Origin of the sequence: Asticcacaulis sp. DW145 (assembly GCF_037101385.1) — a bacterium.
Taxonomy (GTDB): Bacteria; Pseudomonadota; Alphaproteobacteria; order Caulobacterales; family Caulobacteraceae; genus Asticcacaulis; species Asticcacaulis currens.
Genome location: NZ_AP029026.1, coordinates 303,268 through 323,904, shown reverse-complemented (window position 1 = coordinate 323,904; position 20,637 = coordinate 303,268). Strand labels below are relative to the sequence as shown.

The 20,637-nt window shown below is 55.7% G+C and carries 14 protein-coding genes; 6 read left to right on the top strand and 8 right to left on the bottom strand.

Annotated features, from left to right (window positions below; all coding sequences use genetic code 11):
- Positions 1 to 249 precede the first annotated feature (249 nt).
- From AACH73_RS18425 to AACH73_RS18410, 4 genes are read left to right on the top strand one after another with little or no spacing between them, the layout of a single operon-like run.
- Positions 250 to 1,641: a 3' terminal RNA ribose 2'-O-methyltransferase Hen1 gene (locus tag AACH73_RS18425; protein ID WP_338736466.1), complete on the top strand. Its 1,392-nt coding sequence runs from the start codon at positions 250 to 252 to the stop codon at positions 1,639 to 1,641.
- Entirely contained in the window at positions 1,641 to 4,166 is a 2,526-nt protein-coding gene (locus tag AACH73_RS18420; RefSeq protein WP_338736465.1) for a polynucleotide kinase-phosphatase, read from the top strand. The genes AACH73_RS18425 and AACH73_RS18420 overlap by 1 nt, the downstream gene beginning before the upstream one ends.
- Before the next feature lie 7 nt (positions 4,167 to 4,173).
- Positions 4,174 to 5,157, top strand: coding sequence for a nucleotidyltransferase domain-containing protein (locus AACH73_RS18415; RefSeq protein ID WP_338736464.1), 984 nt, complete (start codon positions 4,174 to 4,176; stop codon positions 5,155 to 5,157).
- A complete protein-coding gene (locus AACH73_RS18410; RefSeq protein WP_338736463.1) occupies positions 5,154 to 5,963 on the top strand; it encodes a nucleotidyltransferase domain-containing protein in 810 nt (269 codons plus the stop codon). Before AACH73_RS18415 ends, AACH73_RS18410 begins: the two co-directional genes overlap by 4 nt.
- Before the next feature lie 95 nt (positions 5,964 to 6,058).
- On the opposite strand, the gene AACH73_RS18405 is transcribed toward AACH73_RS18410, so the two are convergent.
- From AACH73_RS18405 to AACH73_RS18395, 3 genes are all read right to left on the bottom strand, one after another.
- Complete coding sequence (locus tag AACH73_RS18405; protein WP_338736462.1) at positions 6,059 to 8,218, bottom strand: TonB-dependent receptor; 2,160 nt, start codon at positions 8,216 to 8,218, stop codon at positions 6,059 to 6,061.
- A 112-nt stretch (positions 8,219 to 8,330) separates the two neighbouring features.
- Positions 8,331 to 8,906 carry a hypothetical protein gene (locus AACH73_RS18400; protein WP_338736461.1) on the bottom strand — a complete coding sequence of 192 codons (576 nt, stop codon included), beginning with the start codon at positions 8,904 to 8,906 and terminating at the stop codon, positions 8,331 to 8,333.
- Positions 8,903 to 9,259: a PadR family transcriptional regulator gene (locus AACH73_RS18395; protein ID WP_338736460.1), complete on the bottom strand. Its 357-nt coding sequence runs from the start codon at positions 9,257 to 9,259 to the stop codon at positions 8,903 to 8,905. Before AACH73_RS18395 ends, AACH73_RS18400 begins: the two co-directional genes overlap by 4 nt.
- A gap of 529 nt (positions 9,260 to 9,788) precedes the next feature.
- Here AACH73_RS18395 and AACH73_RS18390 point away from each other — a divergent pair.
- Positions 9,789 to 11,270, top strand: coding sequence for a serine hydrolase (locus AACH73_RS18390; protein ID WP_338736459.1), 1,482 nt, complete (start codon positions 9,789 to 9,791; stop codon positions 11,268 to 11,270).
- A gap of 1,225 nt (positions 11,271 to 12,495) precedes the next feature.
- Here AACH73_RS18390 and AACH73_RS18385 read toward each other — a convergent pair.
- The 5 genes from AACH73_RS18385 to AACH73_RS18365 all read right to left on the bottom strand — a co-directional run bounded on the left by AACH73_RS18385 (position 12,496) and on the right by AACH73_RS18365 (position 19,482).
- A complete protein-coding gene (locus AACH73_RS18385; protein ID WP_338736458.1) occupies positions 12,496 to 13,134 on the bottom strand; it encodes a hypothetical protein in 639 nt (212 codons plus the stop codon).
- A gap of 231 nt (positions 13,135 to 13,365) precedes the next feature.
- Positions 13,366 to 13,713 (bottom strand): hypothetical protein, encoded by a 348-nt coding sequence (locus AACH73_RS18380; RefSeq protein ID WP_338736457.1) that lies wholly within the window; start codon positions 13,711 to 13,713, stop codon positions 13,366 to 13,368.
- A gap of 316 nt (positions 13,714 to 14,029) precedes the next feature.
- Positions 14,030 to 16,324, bottom strand: a complete 2,295-nt coding sequence (locus AACH73_RS18375; RefSeq protein ID WP_338736456.1) for a S8 family peptidase — start codon at positions 16,322 to 16,324, stop codon at positions 14,030 to 14,032.
- Between the two features lie 103 nt (positions 16,325 to 16,427).
- Entirely contained in the window at positions 16,428 to 17,474 is a 1,047-nt protein-coding gene (locus tag AACH73_RS18370; protein ID WP_338736455.1) for an ATP-binding protein, read from the bottom strand.
- A gap of 589 nt (positions 17,475 to 18,063) precedes the next feature.
- Complete coding sequence (locus AACH73_RS18365) at positions 18,064 to 19,482, bottom strand: hypothetical protein (RefSeq protein ID WP_338736454.1); 1,419 nt, start codon at positions 19,480 to 19,482, stop codon at positions 18,064 to 18,066.
- Positions 19,483 to 19,649: 167 nt separating this feature from the next.
- Here AACH73_RS18365 and AACH73_RS18360 point away from each other — a divergent pair, with 167 nt between their 5' ends.
- Positions 19,650 to 20,345, top strand: a complete 696-nt coding sequence (locus AACH73_RS18360) for a hypothetical protein (protein ID WP_338736453.1) — start codon at positions 19,650 to 19,652, stop codon at positions 20,343 to 20,345.
- The last annotated feature ends 292 nt before the right edge of the window (positions 20,346 to 20,637 follow it).

The window sequence follows — 20,637 nt, the reverse complement described above, 5'->3', positions numbered from 1 at the left end:
AGTTGGGGTGTGTCATTTCAACCCAAAATACCGTTTCACTTGACGGTCGCATAGAAATTACCGATACAACCTTCATGACCCAGATTGCACGTCCCTTTGCTGTCGTGACCTTTCGCCAAAATCAGAGCGAACCGTTGCCACGTGCGCAAAAGGCTGTGCCCCAGGATCGATAGGTTTCTTCCTTTCATTTCTTGATATTCGCGGCCCTTTTGACCTGATCAAAAGGGCTTTTTCGTATGGACAATCTCCATGTTGCTGACGATTTCGACCACGCACAGACCCGCTACCGATCTGGGCTATTTGCTGCACAAGAACCCGCAACGCCTGCATAGTCAGGCCTTCGGTTTCGGGCAGGCGCACGTCTTTTATCCGGAAGCGCGCGAGGACCTGTGCACGGCAGCCCTGTTGCTGGAGGTCGATCCGATCGGGCTGGTGCGCAAGAGCGGGCCGTCGGGCGAAGGCTTTGCGCTGGAGCAATATGTCAATGACCGGCCCTATGTCGCGTCGTCGTTTCTGAGCGTGGCCTTGGGTCAGTTTTTCCGTACCGCCATGACTGGCCGGTCGAAGGACCGTCAAGAGCTGGCCGATACTGCAATCCCTTACGAGATTCGATTACCGGTTCTGCCGTGCCGGGGCGGGGAGACGGTGCTCCGGCGCCTGTTCGAGCCGCTGGGCTACGCTGTTTGCGCCGAACGGCTGGCGCTTGATGAGGCCTTTCCAGCGTGGGGCGACAGCGCCTATTTCGACGTTACCTTGTCGATCAAGGCGCGTTTGGCCGACATTCTGAGGCACCTCTATGTGCTGATTCCCGTCCTCGATCAGGACAAGCACTACTGGATCGGAGACGACGAGGTGGAGAAACTGCTGCGCCACGGCGAAGGCTGGCTCGACGCCCACCCTGACAAGGAGCTAATCGCACGGCGTTATCTCAAGAGTTTTAAAGGCCTCACGGCGCAGGCCATGGAGCGCCTTTCCGATGGAACGTCCGAGCCCGATCCGGTGCGCGAAGGCGGTCAGGAAGAGACTTTGGAGCGCAAGATCAACCTCAATCAGCAGCGTCTGGAGTGGGTGATCGCCACGCTCAAGCGGCTGGGGGCCAAGTCCGTCGTCGATATGGGATGCGGCGAAGGCAAACTGATCGGACTGATGGCGAAAGACATCGATTTCGACCGGATCAGCGGCTGCGACGTTTCGGTTCGGGCGCTGGAGATTGCGAGGGAGCGGCTGAACTTTGACCGTATGCCGGAATTTCAGCAGCAGCGTATCACGCTTATGCAATCGGCCCTGACCTATCGTGACAAGCGCCTGACCGGATACGATGCGGCTACCGTAATCGAGGTGATCGAACACCTCGAGCCTGATCGGGTGGACGCCTTCGCGCGATCTCTTTTCGAGTACGCCAAACCTGGGGTGGTCATTCTGACCACGCCGAATGCCGAATATAATGCCCTATTCGAGAACCTGCCTTCGGGCAAGTTCCGTCACCCTGATCATCGGTTCGAATGGACGCGGGCCGAGTTTGAGGCCTGGGCGCAAGCAACCGCGGTACGCTTCGGCTACGCCGTGACCTTCGACACGATCGGTCAAGTCGATGAGCGCCTTGGCGCACCGACCCAGGCCGGGATTTTCAGGAAACTATAATGACTGAGAAACTGATTACTCTACCCAATCTGTCGCTGGTTCTTCTGATCGGCGCGTCCGGTTCGGGCAAATCGTCTTTTGCGCGCAAGCATTTCCTGCCGACCGAGATCATCTCGTCCGACTGGTGCCGGGGGCTGGTATCCGACGACGAAAACGATCAGACGGCAACGAAGGACGCCTTCGAGGTGCTGAACTTCATCGCCGCCAAACGTCTGGCGGCGGGGCGGCTAACTGTGATCGACGCTACCAATGTCCAGCCCGAAGCCCGCCGTAGTCTTATAACTCTGGCGCGCCAGTACCACGTTATCCCTGTAGCCATCGTCCTCGATCTGCCGCGCGAACTGTGCCTTGAGCGGAACAAGGCGCGTCCTGATCGCAACTTCGGCAAGGGCGTCGTCTGGGGGCAGGCGGATTCGCTGCGCCGTTCGCTCAAAGGCCTGCGCAAGGAGGGTTTCAGCCACGTAACGGTCCTTCATACTCCGGAGGAAATCGACGCCGTGCGTATCGCGCGCCAACCCCTATGGCCCGACAAACGGACCGAGACCGGGCCGTTCGATATCATCGGCGACGTCCACGGGTGTTTCGACGAACTGCACACCCTCATGCTGAAGTTGGGCTATGTCATAGAGGGGCGTGACCCTTACCGCGCATCGCATCCGGACGGACGGCGCCTGATCTTCGTCGGCGATCTGGTGGATCGCGGACCGAAGACACCGGAGGTACTACGGCTGGTCATGGACATGGTCGATTCGGGCGTGGCGTTCTGCGTCACCGGCAACCACGACGACAAGCTGAAGCGGGCACTCGAAGGACGCGACGTCAAGGTCGCGCACGGTCTGGCGGAATCGCTGGAGCAATTGGCACGCGAGACGCCGGAATTCCGTCGTCGGGCCACCGATTTCCTCGATGGTCTGATTAGCCACTACGTTTTCGACGGCGGTAAGCTGGCCGTTTCACACGCGGGCCTCAAGGCGCACTATATCGGACGCGGGTCGCCGCGCATCCGCAGCTTCGCCATGTACGGCGAAACGACGGGGGAGACCGACGAATTCGGCCTGCCGGTGCGCCACAACTGGGCCAAGGATTATCGCGGTGAGACGATGCTGGTCTATGGTCACACGCCCGTGCCGGAGCCCGAATGGCTCAACCGTACGATCAATATCGATACGGGTTGTGTCTTCGGCGGCAAGCTGACGGCGCTGCGCTATCCGGAAAAGGAGATCGTCCAGGTCGAGGCGGCGCAAATCTATGCCGAACCGGTGCGCCCTATCGGTCACCGCATCCAAAGCCGCCCTGCTGACATGCTCGATCTGGAGGATGTAACTGGCAAACGTGTCGTCGAAACCGATCTGGCTCGAAACATCATCATCCGTGAAGAAAACGCCATGGCCGCGCTTGAGGTCATGAGCCGTTTCGCCGTCGATCCGCGCCTGCTTATCTATTTGCCCCCGACCATGTCACCGTCGGAGACCTCCGCGTTAGCCGAGTGGCTGGAACATCCGACAGAGGCCTTCGCCTATTACCACAAACAGGGAGTCGATCGCGTTATAGCTCAGGAAAAGCACATGGGCTCGCGCGCTATCGCCGTGGTCGGCCGCGATGCCGAGGCCGTGCGGCGCCGCTTCGGTGCCGAAGCGGCGGGACTGGGGACGATCTATACCCGCACCGGACGCGCCTTCTTCAGCGAAAAGCCTCTTGAACAGGCTTTTCTGCAAAAGCTCGCCGATGCAGTGGAAAAGGCTGGACTGTGGAACAGCCTTTCTACCGACTGGTTGTGCATAGACGCCGAATTGCTGCCGTGGTCGGCCAAGGCGCTGGCCCTGCTGGAGCAGCAATATGCGCCGGTTGGTGCGGCATCGACGCACATCCTGCCTATTGCGGCGACCCTGCTGGCTAAGGCCGGGCAGACAGAGTTGGCTGACAAGATGACGGCGCGCGCTGATATGGCTGTGGGCTATCGCGACGCCTATCGCCGTTATTGCTGGGACGTTTCGTCGCTAGATGACTATCGCATCGCGCCATTCCACGTATTGGCGCACGAAGGATCGTTCAACATGGACCGCGACCACCTTTGGCATCTGGAGGTGATTGATGCCTTGTGCGCCGCCGATCCGTCGTTTGTGAAGCGTACCGAGCGGCGGGTCATAGACCTTTCCAGTGACACGCAGGTGGCCGCTGCGACCGCATGGTGGGAGACGGAAACCACCGCAGGTATGGAAGGCATGGTCGTCAAACCGCTAGCCTTTACACAGAAGGGGGCCAAGGGACTAATCCAGCCCGGTATCAAATGTCGGGGGCGCGAATATCTGCGCATCATCTATGGCGCTGAGTATACAGCCCCAGAAAACTTAACCCGGCTCAAAGCCCGAAATGTCGGCGGTAAGCGCGCCCTTGCGCAGCGCGAATACGCGCTCGGTTACGAGGCCCTGAAACGCTTTGTCGCCGGCGAGCCGCTTTATCGTGTGCACGAGGCGGTGTTCGGCGTGTTGGCGCTGGAGAGTGAACCTGTGGACCCGCGCCTGTGAGGTATCGATGAAGACAATCATGCGCATCACCTTCGGCTCGCACCTCTACGGCACGGCGACGCCAGAATCTGATCTTGACGTCAAGGCCATTTATTGGCCCAGCGCCCGCGATATTCTGCTGCAACGGGTTCGCCCGGCTGTGACCGGTGGACGCGATAAAGCGCCAGGCGAGAAGAACACGGCGAATGATGTCGATTTCGAGGCCTATTCGCCGGCGAAGTTCCTTGAACTTCTGGCCGACGGCCAGACGGTCGCTCTTGACATGCTGTTCGCGCCCGATGCCGTGCACCTCGATCCGCCGCATCCAGTGTGGTTGGAGATCAGGGCGCTCGCGCCGCGCCTATTCAGCCGCCAGACGACGGCCTTTGTGGGTTACTGCCGTCAGCAGGCCCGCAAATACGGTGTCAAGGGTGAGCGTCTAGGAGCAGTGCGCCTTGCGCTTGAAGGCCTACGCACTCTCGAAGCTCGCTACGGCGCAAACGCAAAGCTGGCGGTTGCGGCGGCGGAGTTGCAGACCCTGACCGCGCAGCATCCGTTGTTGCGGATCGTTCAACTGCCCGAAGCAGATGGCTACCTGGCTACGTATTTCGATGTGGCGGGGAAGAAGGCAATCTTCGCGGCCTCGATTAAAGCCGCGCGGGCGATGGCTGAAAACCTGTACAACGAATTCGGCGAGCGCACCCGCGCAGCTGAAGCCAATCAGGGCGTTGACTGGAAAGCTATGTCTCACGCTGTGCGCATTGCCCGTCAGGCGGTCGAGTTTCTCGACACCCAGCGCATCGCCTTTCCCCGACCGGAAGCAGAGCACCTGCTTGCTATCAAACAGGCCGAGGTGCCTTATAAGGTCGTCGGCGAGGAGATCGAACGGCTACTCGAAGCTGTTGAGGCCGCAGCCGCTAGGTGCGACCTTCCCGAGAGGGCACCCGAGGGTCTGGTCGACGATTTTATTGCCGATCTGCACGGCAGGATCGTGAGAGGAGCGTTCCTATGATCTTGCCCTCAAAAATATCAGCCGACGCCCACGCCTATATCCGCTCACGTCTGGAATCGCTCGCGGCCCGCGAGGGTGTGCGTATTCTATTTGCGATCGAATCGGGTAGCCGAGCGTGGGGATTTCCTTCAGCAGATAGCGATTACGATGTTCGTTTCGTTTATGTGCGCCCGCAATCTGATTATTTGTCGATACGGGAATGGCGCGACGTCATCGAGACACCGACGCTCGACGACCCGGTCTTGGGTGTCCCACTTGACCTCAATGGATGGGATCTTCGTAAGGCGCTGAGGCTGGCTTTGTCGTCTAACCCCGTTCTGCATGAGTGGCTCACATCGCCAATCATTTACGCTCGGGACGAGGAGGCGACCTCAGCCATCCATAGCATTGCGGTGCAAGTCTCCGTACGGGATCAATTCCGCTATCACTATGATCGGCTCTGCCGCACTTCATTGAATCAGATGCAGACGCCGGATGGCGCAACCATCAAGCGATACTGTTACGCTCTGCGGCCTAGTCTGATGCTCAGGTGGTTGAACACGCGGACGGACCTCCCACCGATGGACATACACAATCTCTGTGCGGGATTGGCGCTGGATGAAGGATTTCTCGAGGTACTCTCTACATTGATCGAGTCAAAGAGCTCACGCGCTGAACGCGAACGCACCACGTCGCTCGATGTTTTAGACGAATTCATCAGGACGCAACTGGAGACCGTAGTGATGCGGCCGGATAAAATCGACGTTTCAACTCACCGATGCTTGCCCCACGCAGATGAGATTTTGTCGGGACTACTTCGGCCATAGCCGGAGGCTTTTGTCCGCTTTCGGGCGGTAACGCCTATCGTACCAGAAATGTCCGCAATGGGCGCATTGTTGAAGTTGGAGGCGTTCAGTCTTGGCTACCGCCGGTTCCCGCTGAGGCCGAACGGATTGATGAGCAAGCCGAACATGACGTTGAGGCCGCCCAGGTTCAATTCAGTGACCGTGCGCCCGGCCTCGTTTTCGATAATGCTGCGCGACATTGAGTGGTCCTGAAGATTGGCTGTGGCGGTCAACTTACCGTTTATCCGCCGACTGTAGCTTACGCTCCAGCGATGGGTCGGTTCGGAATAGCCCTGACCTGTAAGTTGCTTGCCAGCGGCATTGAGCGAAACCTGCACTTGCCCCTTAGTTGACGTCCGATAGCCGATGCGCACGCTGCCTGTGAGCGAATCCGCCTCAGTGATTGTCGTGAAGCTAGATGATCGCGGCGGTCGCTGCTCATGCTTGAACGTGGTTTGTAAGTTGACATCCCACTTCGACCCAAAACGGCGGTTATACATCAGGTCAAGGCCGTTTTCCATGCCGTCACCGCCATTTTCCCGCCGGCTTAGATAGACATTATCGTCAATATAGGTACTGCGTTCGACAAAGACATTTTCGTTCTTTTTGTAAAACCAGGTGGCTGTGAAGTTGAGATTCTTGGCGCGGTTACTGTATTCGTAGCGCAACTCATTGAGGTGCGTTTCTGAGGGTTTCAGATCAGGATTACCTGAACGAGCATTGCGGTCGTCCCAATAGATGACGAAGGGATTGAGGTCGCCGGCATTCGGGCGGGTAATGCGGTGTCCGTAATTGTATCTTAGTTTTGAGGATTCGCTTAGCAGGTATTGCACGGCAAAGCTGGGGTGGAGGTGGCTATAGCGCTGCGCTACAGAAGCTCGGGTGGTCACCTGATTAAGGGTCAGGTTCGTGGTTTCAAGCCGCAAGCCGCTGAGTACCGTCCAACGAACACCGATGGCTTTTTGATAGGTGACGTAGCCCTCGATCTGGTCCTGATCGACCTCATAGACGTTGCTGCGGCGGGTATCCAGTGTGCGCGCACCCGTGGTCAGGCTGATATCGTGCTCGGCATTGTTGGTTTTCGCCGCATTGGCGCTCAGTTCCAGGCCGGAGGTGAAAACCCCGCCCCAGAGTTGACGATTATAATCAATGCTCATGGCCAGCGTGTTCTGGGTGTTGTCACCGGATCGCAAGGTTCGCCGGTTTTGGGACGCGGTTGAAAAGTTATAATCCGACAGGTTTTCGCTCGATTGCGTGCTGCGGTTTTGCCGCAGGTCTGCCTTGAAGCTTTCCCCTTCTGTGTCTCCGTCATGACTATAGCTAAAACGTACCGATCCTTGCTGGCTATCATTGCGGCGGTCGTCACGGCTCTGGTATCGGGTGGTCAATTGCCCCATAGAATCGTGGTCTTCGAAGCGGCTATCGCCTCTGGATCTATAGTCGGATTGGTTTAGCGTCACCTCTAATCCCAATGCATCGGTATTGGTGGCATTAAAGCCGACGGCACCGATAAAGCCATAGCTGTCGGTTGACTGAGGCATGTCACTGAGGCCGCTGAAGCGCATTGTGCCTGCTTGTGAATAGCGTTCACGGTTGACGTAAAACTCGGGTTGGCGGGTATCCCGATTTAGGTTCAGGCTACCATTGAAGGTGAACCGGCCTTTGGCGACACCTGCATTGACGCTTGCATTATAACGGCCCTCATTACCGGCCCCTAGCCGTACCCCCAGGATTGGGCGAAGGCTCCGGTTTTTCTTCATGACGATATTGATGATGCCACCGCCACCATCTGCGCTGAATTGAGCGGACGGCGTGGTCATAACCTCAATAGAGGCGATAGCATCGGCGGGCAGGGATTGCAGGGTAATGGCGCGAAAATTGCCCTGCATCATTGCCGATGGCTTACCATCTACCAGAATTTGCACGGAGGAATTGCCACGCAGGGTCACATTCCCTTCCGGATCGACATTGACGCCTGGCGCTTTATTCAGGGCCTCAGCGGCACTCGATGTCGCAGTGGCTGGATCGGTTTTGGGATCATAGACATCGCGGTCGATCTTGCGAGCCGGTTTGGCAGCCGTCACTGTCACGGTTTCAAGATCGCTGTCTGACTTGGCTTTCTCCGGCTTTGACTTCGGTTTTTCAGTCGTGTCCTGCGCGGCAACCGGGCCAGCTAAACTCAGAGCCAGAGCGGTTGTGGCCAGAAGCGCCGCATAGGGCGGGTGGTGCCATTTCATGTCAGGTGTCCTGTGGAATTTTGCGCGCACAACCGCGGGCTCTCACGCGATGCGCAGAGTTTCCGGTGTCCGGCGGTTTAAGGGATTAGGTCAGACTTGAGGGGCTCTCGTCTTAAGCCGATTTTGAGCGGGCCCGCACAATGGCAAAGCCCGACAGGCGCAGACAAAGCCTAGCCAGGAACAGCGAAAGAATAATTCCAAAGATTGTCAGAACATACCACCAGGCCCCAAGGTGCTCTGTGACATCGACGGCACTGGCGGGCAGGCGCCCTATGTAGTTGTGGTCGCCGGTCGTGGTGAAGTAACCTACCTCGTCGGGGTTGGTAATCTTGTCGATTAGCCACAGCAGATTGACCAGCGTCAAACCCGCAAAGGCCGCCGTGAAGGTCAGGCCGACAAAGGCAATGGCGCTTTTGGCGCAATAGGTGATCAGGGCTCTGATCATGTGCAAGCTGCGGTTTGACGAGATGGCCCGCGACAACAGATAGTCCTCAATGAAGGGACTGGCATAGGCCTTGACGGTGCCGAACCCATGCAGTGCAGAGCTGGCTGATAGGCCCGCGGCCACCCGGTCCTCGAGATGCGCGCGCGCTTCACTGACGATATCGCGGCGGCTGGCTTCTGGCAGATCCGCCAGCGCCCGTTCAAGATCGTTCAGCCAAGTGTGGATGGTGCCAGCGTCGTTCATGACGATCTCCGCAAGAGAAAAGCGTTCAGGTTTTGAGTAAGGGTCAGCCAGTCATGGCGTTGAGCAAGGAGTTCCGCCTGACCTTGCGCCGTCAGCGCATAGTATTTGCGCGGGTGTGAAGCATCGGCCTCGTGCCGCCACTCCGACAGGATCAGCCCGGCCTTATTCAGGCGGTGAAGCAACGGATACAACGTGCCTTCAGAGAGGTCCAATCCCGCACCTTCGCGCAACTGGTCGAGAATTCGCAGGCCGTATTGCGGCCCTTCATCCAGCAAACTGAGGAGCGCCAGATCCAGAACACCCTTGTAAAGCTGGGTTCGTCGCGTGTCGGAGGTTTTGTCGGATGAAATCATAGTGCGTCACATGTTGCTTTGTGATGCAAGGTATGTGGTCGTGCATGATTAATTGCAAGCACTATTTTTTAGGGAGATGACCTTAGCCAGTTAATCAGGCGTTTGTCGAAGGTAGTCCGAATGCGTTCTTAGATGGCGAGCGCGCGGAAAAAGTGAGCGATGGGGTCTTCACACCTCACATTGGGGGCAGGGCGGCAAGAACTCTCTCATCGATGTCAGCTTTCAGGGTTGTGCTTTAACAGGTGTTCAGATGTCCGGATTGAGCACCTTCCGGCGGTACGAACTCGGCATCACTTGCATCTAAGAAAGCGTTCTCAATGGACTCTCTCGCGATTTGCCCGGATTGCGTTGGACCGCCTGAAAATCTAGTTTCGGCAGACACTTACTCTCATGTAATTTGACCCTGAGCCAGGTTTTCAGATAGTTGCGTATTGAGCAAATCAATAGGTACGGTTTGATGTGGCGTTGTCGAAAATTCCTTTAAACCTGACGACGGTTCGCCGACGCCTCTCCAGCCGAAATAGAACGCATGCGCCATTCAACACTCGCCAAGGCGATCATCCTCGCCCTTGTTTTGGCGTCTTGTAACACGGCTGTTGTTGCTCAGGCTCAACCAACGACGGTAGCGGCACAGCCCCCGGCGTCTAAACTTCCGCCGCTGACCGAGTTCGTTGGGACCTATACCTACCAGGGCGGCATCATGGAGATCGCTGCCCCTCCCGACGGATTGTACGCAGTGATCGACGGCGGCAAGTATCCTCTGCGTCGCAAGTCAGCCGATGTTTTTATCAACGGAGGCGGGGCGGATGTTATCTTCCACCGTGGCGCTGATGGGGTGGTCAACTCTGTCGAGGACAATTCTGGCCGCTATCCGCGTTTGTCCCCGCGCATCACCGCCCTGACTGAAGCCGGCTTCCGGCCCCGCCCGGCGGGTTCGCCGCCCTACCGCTATAAGGTGCCACGCAACTTGAGGGACGGCATCTCCGTGGGCGATGTCGCCAAATCCGCTCTTGGCACGGAGGCTGCAAATCGCATTGTGGCCGGCGTGCTCGACAAGACATGGCCTGACGTTGACGGGGTTCTCATCTTTCAGGGCGGCAAGCTCGTGCTGGAAGAGTATTTCTACGGCTATGACCGCAACACGCCGCACCAGATGCGTTCTGCGACCAAGTCGGTTGTCGGGGCCGTTGTGGGCGCGGCCGTCGCTAATGGTGCAATCTCTTTGGACGAGCCCGTCCTGCCCAGGCTCGGCTACGCCGACATTGCTAATCCCGATCCGCGTAAGTCTGCGATCACCCTGCGCCACCTGCTCACCTTACAGTCGGGTCTCGACTGCAACGACTATTCGGCGAGTTCTGCGGGGAGCGAGAGTAAACTCTACCCCACTGCGGACTGGATCCGTGTCATGGTTGACCTGAAAATGGTCGAAGCGCCCGGTACGGTGGGTCACTACTGTACGGGCGCTACTTTCCTCGCAGGTCGAATTGTAGAGAAGGTGACGGGTCGCACTCTGCCTGATTATGCCCAGGAACACTTGTTTGGGCCATTGGGTATCCGCCGGACCGACTGGGTCTGGAATCACGACCTGACCAACGCCGATAAAACCTTTGGCATGATGTCCATGCGCCCGCGCGACATGCTGAAGTTCGGTATGCTTTATGCGAATGAGGGGCGCTGGGGTAAGGCGCAGGTCCTGCCCGCCGCGTGGGTGAAGGAGTCGTTGTCGTCTCTCAGCACCGTCGAGAACACGGCTTACGGCTATCTTTGGTGGCGCATGTGGTTACGCGTTGAAACGCCAGATGGTCCGCGTCGCGTCTATATGAGTGCTGCGCAAGGCAACGGCGGCCAGAAGATTTACATCGTCCCGGAACTCGACCTGATCGCCGTCTTCACCGGATCGCGTTACAACACGGGCGCAGCCCCTCCCAACAAGATCATGGCAGGTGTCGTCCTGCCCGCATTGCTAAAGGCGCGCGGGATAAAAGGGAATGTCGGCGCCCCTGTCCGCTAACGCCAACCTGGGCCCCGAAACATTTCTCAACCATGTCCGGTTTCGAGAATTTGCAGGTCGTCCCAAAGGGCCGGTTTGGGCGCGAGGCGGCCCAAGACAAATGGTTCCCACATACGCAAATGTGCCGACGATGGCGTGTAGCCTTGATTAAAGCTCATGCCACATCAGGACTAATAAAAAGCCGACGCGCGTACGACTGGCCTGCGGGCGTCGTTGCCCAGCGCAGTCGCAAACCGGTCCCACAACATCCGGTGGCTATAGCTTGCGCCGCGCAAGAGCAGCCTATTGGTATTGAGATATGCCACCTCGCGCGCCACGTCCCCAAGGGTGCGCGCTGACGGCCAACCGACCGTGAAAACGCGGGAATGTAGCAATTGAACCATCATGAACAGTACAACAAGGGCCATCATAAGCGCCCATGGGCCGACGGAGGACCAGAGCCCCGCCGCCGTAGCAATCGCCGCCAGCAGCGAAAATCCTAGAGTTGCGGCGGTGGGGTTCCGCGGAGGCATGGCCCATCCGTCCGCCTCTAAAACTTGCCGTAACTTTGCGTAGGACAATCCCGCAATGTTGCAGAGTGGTGTGTCAGGCCGCACGGTTCTGTCGCCCACGGCAGAGCGCAGCCGATAGAATGCCATCTGGCTTGGGCACATGCCACCAGATGTCAACGAGCGAGGCAACTTCGCCGAGACGACATCGAATGCGTCGCCAACGGTCAAGCAGTCTCCGAACGCGTCATTAGCGAAACGGACTCCGAAATCTTTCTCGATACACAAAATAAGTTCGACGAAGTCGTCTCCGTCCACTCTCGATATTTTTGTTGAACTTGCGGGCAAGGCGGCCTCCCATGTCAATAAGTCGAGGCTATCACCGTGGCGGCGGCCAAGCCAGGCCGAATTCCGAGTGTGTTTTTCAGTTTTCCTTTAAGGGGTTTGAACCTCTCCAGATTTGCCGGAGGCTCCAACTTCTGAGAAGATTTAGCTACCGTACAGGTGATTGTCCCAAGGGTGCGGTTGGAGGTCCGCTATCGGACCAGACTTCTAGCGTTCATGGAACGTCCGCAGTGGGCGCGCAGGTGCCTAATGGCTCGAAGGCGACATCGGCAGCACCAAAACATCCGCGAAGAGCGGAAGTGGCAATCTTGCATTGCAGGCGGTTAGGGGGCGAGCTGGACGCGAAAATCGACCTCAAGAGGGCCAGAATTGCACAAATTTACGGTTTCACTTTACGCGAAGAGCAACTCGCGTACAATTTTGGGAACATCGCATAGCTCAAGGACGCTTGAGATATCTTCCCCAGATAGATGAAACTTCAATAAAAACACATACCCCAAGAACAAAATAAAACGATTGGATTTATTTAGCATTTGAATAATTTCATCTACAATTGCCGGGGTAAATAATAATTCTGCATCTAAATCCAATTTATTAGAGGCCAAAAACAATTTTGCCCCCTCGCAAATCAAATTCGCGTCGATTTTAGATAATAGAGAAATCAGACTCCCCTTGACGAGATCTGAAACATCGTCAAACATGGAAAAAAGAACACAAATGTCGGAGGAATTTAAATAATTTATACAGTCAAAAATAGAACTTAAAACAAATAATCTAGCTTTTTCATGAGGGTGATTTACATTTCTCAATATGGCGGACAAACAGGAGCAACACTTTATTCCCAATTCTGACGTTATATAAAGAGCGCGCCGAGAAATTATTTCGTTTTTCGATAAAATAGACATTTTTAAAACAAGGCAATCTTCCGATTTATAAAAGTGATTTAACACCTCATCAATACGATCCTCCCCATTTGGCATGTCAATTTCTAATAGTTTCATTACACGATATGGAGACCACTCCTTATTCATTTAATTTTGTCCAATATTTTCTGAAACTCTTATTTATGATTTCTTTGATATCCCAAATCCCATACCTACTGATAACACGACCCCCTTTGATATCAACGATAGCTTGAAGCTAGGAGCATTTATTCGTCTCGGAAACGTCCGGTTATGGGATCTTTCGGCAGCCGCCGAATGTCCGGTAAGGGCACTGAGGCGACCGTCTAGCGGTTATGGGGTCGTGATGTCCCTCTGAGCCTAATGATCACCGGAGTAGTAGGCCGCGTCCGCGAAGATCATCAAGGCGAGTATCGACGAGAAAAGTAGACCCATTTTGCCCCAGAGTTTGAGGTTCCCCTTCAATAATACGAATATCGCTGCTGCCATTCCGGCGATAGAAATCCATGCCTCTATAAATAGCAATGTTTCCATGGCCAAACTCCAGTGACCATCTCCGCATTCCCGTTCGAGTTCGTTGTGATAGGTACATAGTTGCGTTGGCGCGACCTGCATGAAGATCGTGTGTGCCACGAGGTGCAACGTGAACATTAAAGGGAGCAGCCAAGCGGCAACTGTAGAAAAAGACAGTTTCGGAACTGGAGTCATGCCAGCCTGTGACCGAGTGAAGCCTCATCGGTAGTGTTCCCACTTAAGAATGAATATGGGAAACAATAGTTCCTCATATCATAATTCAGGTCGCCTCCAAACGATACTCCCGATCATCGGAAAGTTGCTGGAAATTTATGCGCATCGACCAAGGCGTAGCATCAGAGAGACAAGCTCAAGTGAAGGTCGAAAACGCGAGCTTTCGTTAGCCGCTGTAGGTCCGATAACGGGATCTGATGACACCCGCCAAATGTCCGGTAATGGGATTTTGCTGCTACTCCGAAATGTCGCCTTTGGGCGCGAAGTGCCTAGGCCATCAGGCGGTAACTACAGTCAGATTGCGTGTGGCAATGGCTTGCGCAATCTCCGTGTAGAGATCGATGTCCACATCGCCAGCATCGATCTCTACAATCAGCGCAAAGCGTGCCGTTTTTGTTTCCGGAAACGGGGTCGACTTAAATTTCCACCACCCAGTTACGGGATGAACCACCAGCAGGTCACGCCGTGCGAGGTCGGAAGCTGGGATTTCAAGCTCATCTACGTGAAGAGAGCCGACGTCGCGTCGCTTAGAGCCGAATGTCCAATTGTCGGAGTCATCATTCGCGACAGGGAATTCTTCATCCGCCAAGGCTTCCCTGCTGACGCGCGCGAAGAAGGCAGCATCCTTTTCACCAGGACGTCGAAGACGGAAGCGGAGATTGTGTGAAGCGTAACCGTATTTCGTGCCACGTGCGGCTTCTGACGGGTTAGGGATGACGAAGGTGCTGAGGGCAACGCGAAGTTTTACTGGATGTAAGCCGAGCCGCCGCAGTGCTTGCGTTGGCCAGGGGAGGGTAATGGCTCGCATTTCATTATGCGCATGATTTGCTGATTTTGGTCCGCCTTGTTTGTAGGGCGTGATTTGGTCCTGAATGATCAGGGTCAGTGCATTGGAGGCACTACGACGCGCGCGATCCAAGTCTGGCACACCATAGCCATAACGCTGGAAGAGAAGATTGTATGATCCCTTCTGCGGATTCTGCGAAAGATGGGATCGCATTTGAGGCGTCCATCTGGCTGACGACACAAAGAGGGCGCGGATGGTTTCTGGCCAAAGCGAGGGATAATCTGCCCAAAGTTCGGTGATCGCTTTCCCCGCAAGCGCGGTGGCGGCACTTGTGTCGTGGCTTAACGAAAACACGGTCTGCGGATAGCCGCGGCTGGTGGTGAGCAAGGACAGGTCTTCATGCTGCAAGTGTGGTGGCGGATTCATGATGACCCAGTTGCCTCCCTCCATAACAACATCGGGTTTGATCGGCCAGTGGCTGGACCACGAGGCGGTTCTGGATGAGGGCGACAGGTCACCGGCCGGCGCGAGCGCAGATTTGTTAGGCACTACGGTCTTAGTGGTGTAGGCGCCAACTGCGATGACATTCCAGGCATGGGCGGGCGACTCGATTTCGTTGTCTTCGTGGTCGCAGGTACGCAAGTACGGGGCTCGGGAAAACTGTCTTTGATCGGAATTTCCGGCAGAGACGATCATGAGGCGCTGAACGGGCATCTGGCCAAGGACGCCGCTGGTCAACTGGTCGAGTGCACTGGACCAGGAGGTGGGGGCGCCATCATGCGGTGTGTCATCTTTGGTCGTGCTAGCCATCACGTAGGTTCGACGCCGTGCGCCGGTCGCTTCGGCAAAGTCAATGGCGTTAGATGTGACGGTTCCGAGTAGGTGGTGTGGATTGTGCCCGGCATCTGGAATGATTTTGATCGATTCTAATTGGTAGTTGATCGTGAACGGCTGGACGGCCTGTAAGCGGAAAGTCAGGTCTCCGTAGAGACATAACCCTGCCATCTGCGTCCCGTGCCCCTGATTGTCTTCTAGACTCCAGGCTGGATCGGCGGAATGGCGATGTGCCGAGGGCAGGGCTGGGGCTATGAGCGGGTGGGCGAGGCTTACGCCTGTGTCGAGGAGGGTTAGTCGACCCGCGTCAGGGGCACGATTAAACGTTGCCAACCGTAGGAGGTCCGCGGACCAGTCGTGCTGATCCTGCGCTGGCATTTCGTCAAAGAACGCAGCAGTTATTACCGGTGCGGCCAGAGCTTTGACCTCGGAAGAGATTTTGATGGCGGCGGCGAGAACATCACGTGAGGCATGAGCCAAAATGACGGTATCTTCAGGAAAGGTCAGTCGGTCGGTAGAGATTGTGATGCCGGCGGCTGGCGCACGTGCAATAAAGTTTTCCGCTGTCTCCCGGTCCAGCCAGATCTCCCAGGCTTTGATACCATTCTCGTCTGGAAAGATCGCCTGCGGGCTCCGCCAAAGAACCCTTAAGCCCGCTTCGACGATCGATCCAATGCTCTGGACGAGGGCAGCATTGGCTGGTTTCGTGGTGGTGGTGCCGTCCTCCTTCGTCTTCGACCTGTCCTTGGATTCGAAATCGGTAATCTTCTTTTTAAGGTTTTCCAGGCCTTTCGGTGTCGCGAAGACGGCTGCTTGGGCTTCCTGCTCGTGAAGGGGATCAGCTTCACGGTAGGTGAGCAATTTTAACCCGCTTTTGTCGAGACTGGCCTTTACCAATTCCTCGCCGGCGCGGCCTTGAATGTCGAGATATACCCCTGGCCTGCCTTCCAAGACGGGGTTCGGTAGTTTGTCGAGTAAGGCCAGAAGAGACTGTGCGTGCAGTGCGCGGTCGGTGACGTCTGAGCCCGACTTCGAGCCCCCGCCTCGCGGCCCTTTAAAGGTCTGATTTACGCTTAGTCCGCTTAGTACGAAGTGCCGTAGGTTTCTCGGCATTTAGCTTGCCCCCAATTCCGTGGAGCCGTCGACGACGCTCCAAAGAGGCAATTATAGCGGATGTTTCGATTCGCTCCGAATGATTCAATACCGCTCGGCGTGCTGCGTCCTCGCTTGCAGCTATAACGTCAGCCGTAGACAGCCCGGTCGCGACCTCGGTGACCTGACTCCAATTGATAGGACCGATGTCAAAACCCGTCAGGCGACGCTCCATAGCCGTGTAAATCTCATCTGTGGTCGGAAGTTCATAGCTCAACACCAGATCAAAGCGTCGTAAAATGGCGCGATCCAATATATCGGGCAGGTTGGTTGTCGCCACGATCAATGAGGGGCCTGTGTCTTCGTCGAGGAATTGCAGGAAGGAGTTGAGGATGCGGCGTGCCTCACCCGCATCGTTACCGCCGCCGCGGGTGGCGGCCAGGGCATCGATTTCATCGAACAGGTAGACGCCCCGAGATGATCTTACGGCATCGAAAATTGTGCGCAGTTTTTGCGCGGTCTCGCCCATATATTTTGTGATTAGGCCGTGTAGCAGCACGGTGAACATGGGAAACTTCAGTTCACCGGCAAGCGCCGATGCACTGAGCGTCTTTCCGGTGCCTGGCGCCCCCGACAGCAGAAGACGACGGCGAGGCCGCAGGCCTTTGCGCTCCAACGCTTCTGTCATTTTGGTCTCGGAGACGATTTGCGACAGCTCATCATCAATATGTTCGGACGTAATGACGTCCCTCAGACGAACTTCCGGATAGCTGGCGGACAGAAGCCCCGCGAGATCACCGCGAGGAGTCACCAAGGGCGTAGGCACCGAGGCGGTAACCGTCGGCGGCGCTTTGCCGGCTTCGGCCCAACCGCGAAGTTGTTCTGCCAAGCGCCGGTGCCCCTTCTGATCCTCGGACGCAGCCAATTGCATCGCCAGATCGAAGAACCGATCCGCGTCGCCTTCAGCATGACTTTTAATCAGTCCGATGAGCTGTTGCGCCGAAGCCATTTTTGTCCAGTTTCGCCTGAGTCGAAAGACCTTAAAGGTACAGCTTTTAAGGTCATATGGTTAACAAGAATTACGGTTCCCGTACCCTAGCACGAGATTGTGCGCAAATTTGGCACCATGGTAGATAGATTGCGGCTGAACCGCACCGGATTTGCCTGAGCGATTAATCGTGAGTGGGCTTCTCGACCGTCGCAATGTCGGCTAACGGACGGCCTATCGGCTCGACTTCGCAATGTCCGGTAAGGGCGCGAAGATGCCTAACCGATCGGATGGATTGCCATGCCGGGTCGCCGGGGATAGTCGCCCACGCGCCTCCTCATTTTCAGGCGCTAGCGCGAGAGCTAAAGTGAACTCCTGCCTGGCAATTGAGGGATTTACCTTTCCAAGCCGAAGGTGGGCTTCAGCGTTTTCCGGCTCTTCCTGTATCCAATCCTCACAAGTCGGCAAAACAATCGACGTGAGAAGAGGAGATGGAACGATACTGAGCCGCAAGGTCTCAAGGATCCAAAGTGACAGGTCTAGGCGCGCATTGAGTGGCCAATCGAAGCCATGATTTATACAACGGAACCAAGGGATTCCTGCGGCGAGGTCAAAGGTCTGAGTGAGCGATCGTGAAGCTGATGGCTCTTTCAGTGGCACGTTCGGCTAGTAGCTCGGTCATGCGACGGAAGATATCAGCTTGGGTGGCTTGGTATTGCCTGTCCTTGAGATAGGCGCTTAGGCTGGCTTCGATGCCTGCAGAAACGCCCGTGTCCAGGTCGTCATCGAAGTGATCGTCAAGCGCCATAGCCTTCATGATCGCAGAGGCAAATGAGATGAGGCCCATGCCGGTAATGGCCAGTAACCAGTAAGCAGCAGGCAATGTTTCAATCGGCAGCTTGTGAGCGTAAAAGCGTTCGGTCATGAATATGGCCGTAGCGACAGACAAAGCGACGTATATGGCTAGCCCGATCAACACAAAAGTGCGTTTAGAGAGTCCGAATAAAAGATCGCCGGGTTGTCCCCATCTGAAATAACGCCCTCTGAATAGGGCTTCGGCTCGTTGGCCGCGGACAGCGATTTTTATATTGAAAATCTGATCCTTGACGACTGCGTTATTGGCATGAGCCCGTGCGCGCAGGTGCAGGCAGTAGCTAGACAGACGGGTTAACTTGCAACGGATTTGGTCTGTATTTTCACGCGCCGAGTGAGTCGCCCGCAGGCGCGCCATCGTTTCCAGCAACCGGCCGAGGACGGACAGGATGCGTTCTTGGCGCAGGGCGATCTGCGCGCCCAATGCCGTCGCCATAGCCACCATCTCGGCGGCAAAACCTTCGCGATAGGAATGATGCTTCAAGCGAACGCGTTGCTCAATGAGTAGGCCTATCAGAAAGAGTATAATGGCAAGGAGGCAGGGCAGGGTGGGTGAGATGACGCTCAGAAACTGGTAGGTGGCCTGCTTTGTTGCGATTAGTCGCGCGATTAAGGTCTCGACCAGAGGCGTCGTCCAGGCCATGGCAAACCACAAAACGGGTTGCGAAAAGTGCCACAGCTTCAGGCTGCTTTTTCGACGACGTACGGTGACGTAATAGGTTGAAAGTTGTGCGTTGACGTGGGTCGTAAAGCGCCAGACGGTATCGCGCAGGTCTTTGTCGTTTCGTGGATCGAGGCGATCACCCGGAAAGCGGCGATCATACGCTTGCAGGCGCTTGCGAAACCACACGGCCGGACACGTATCCTCACACCCATCGAGTGAGGGAAGCGGTTCGCTGGGCACTTCGTCCGCGGGCAAAGGTGTTAGTGGCTGTAGGAATGATTCCTCGAAGGCGGTTGCGGCTTCCGTGTCTGACAGGAGGTTTAAATAAACATCTGCACTGAGGAGAGAATTACATTCCAAATCGGCATTTAGCGCGGACTGTGTATACTGAGAAGTTAACAAATCATTTGAAACGACCTCATCAATATGTCTGTAGATGCCATCTGTCAGGCATCTTTGATATAGAGTCTTAACGTCTCTGTTGCTCAGCATGATGACACCTGCCGATCTTATAAATACGTGCGGAGGGGCGATCCTCCTGAATCCCTATGCAGTTCGGGCTGGGTGTTTTTACGGTAAATATTTTTTTAATTTTTTCTCGTTCCGGGCGTGAAAAAGTTGGCGTTCGACTGCATAGGTATATGTAGGAGGGTTGTGCCATGACAAAACTTCCATCCGCCGATACGGTGCCGACAGGGCCACTTCATTCGGCTGAGTCATCCTTGCCTGTAGGGTTTGACACGTCGGCCGCACTGGCGAAGACGGTCCCTCCCGATGAGCCGCGTAAGTCGCGACCGCCGGATAGGGCACTCCCCCTATTTGATGACAAGCTTCTCCTTCGATTGATGGGAAAACTTGGCGCGTACGCCCGCTATCAGATCAAACTTTATCCATGGAAGTACTGTCCGCAGCCTGACCCGGACGATTTCGTTCAAGACGCCATTCTCGATGCCTTTGCCAACGTTTCCGGAGGCAAGGTGAAGCGGATATGGAACATCGAGCTTATTGATTTGGAAACCTTCGCTAGAGGCCACATCCGAAGTCGTATAAATATGCTGGTGCATTCTGCCAGAGCTACGACCACCACGCATACAGATGAAGTCGAAACCTATCAGGACACCTCCAATAGATTTAAAGGTCAATATTTGGACGAGTATATCGTCATCAGTGACCTGAGAATAGATTTGCTCAATGCATTTAGTAAAAATCAACAAGTTATGGCGGTCCTTCGGATCGTTATAAGAGACGTCCATTATAGCTGCACCGCAATAGCGCGCGAACTGCAATGGGATCCAAAACAGGTTCAGAGAACCTGGCTCCGTATTGCTTCAGTAGCACGAAACATAAGTAACTAAGGTGTGATCATGTCCACTCTAACTCACAATAGCGACCTATTGGTCTCCTCCTCAGAGGAAGATGTCGTACGCGTTTCGGTACTTGAAGAATCCATGCCTTGGGAGGACCTGGAAGAGCCGGTCACGACGTTCGCCTTTGAATCCTTGGTCGACAAACTTCAGGCCTTGCGTGACGCCTGTCCTGACCCTGAGAGAGCGGTCAGGCTGTTCAATAGGTCGCTGCGAAAACCTGAGGATGCGGAACCGTCTGCGGGGCCTGCACGTAAAGCGAAGCCTGTCCTGAACAGTCATA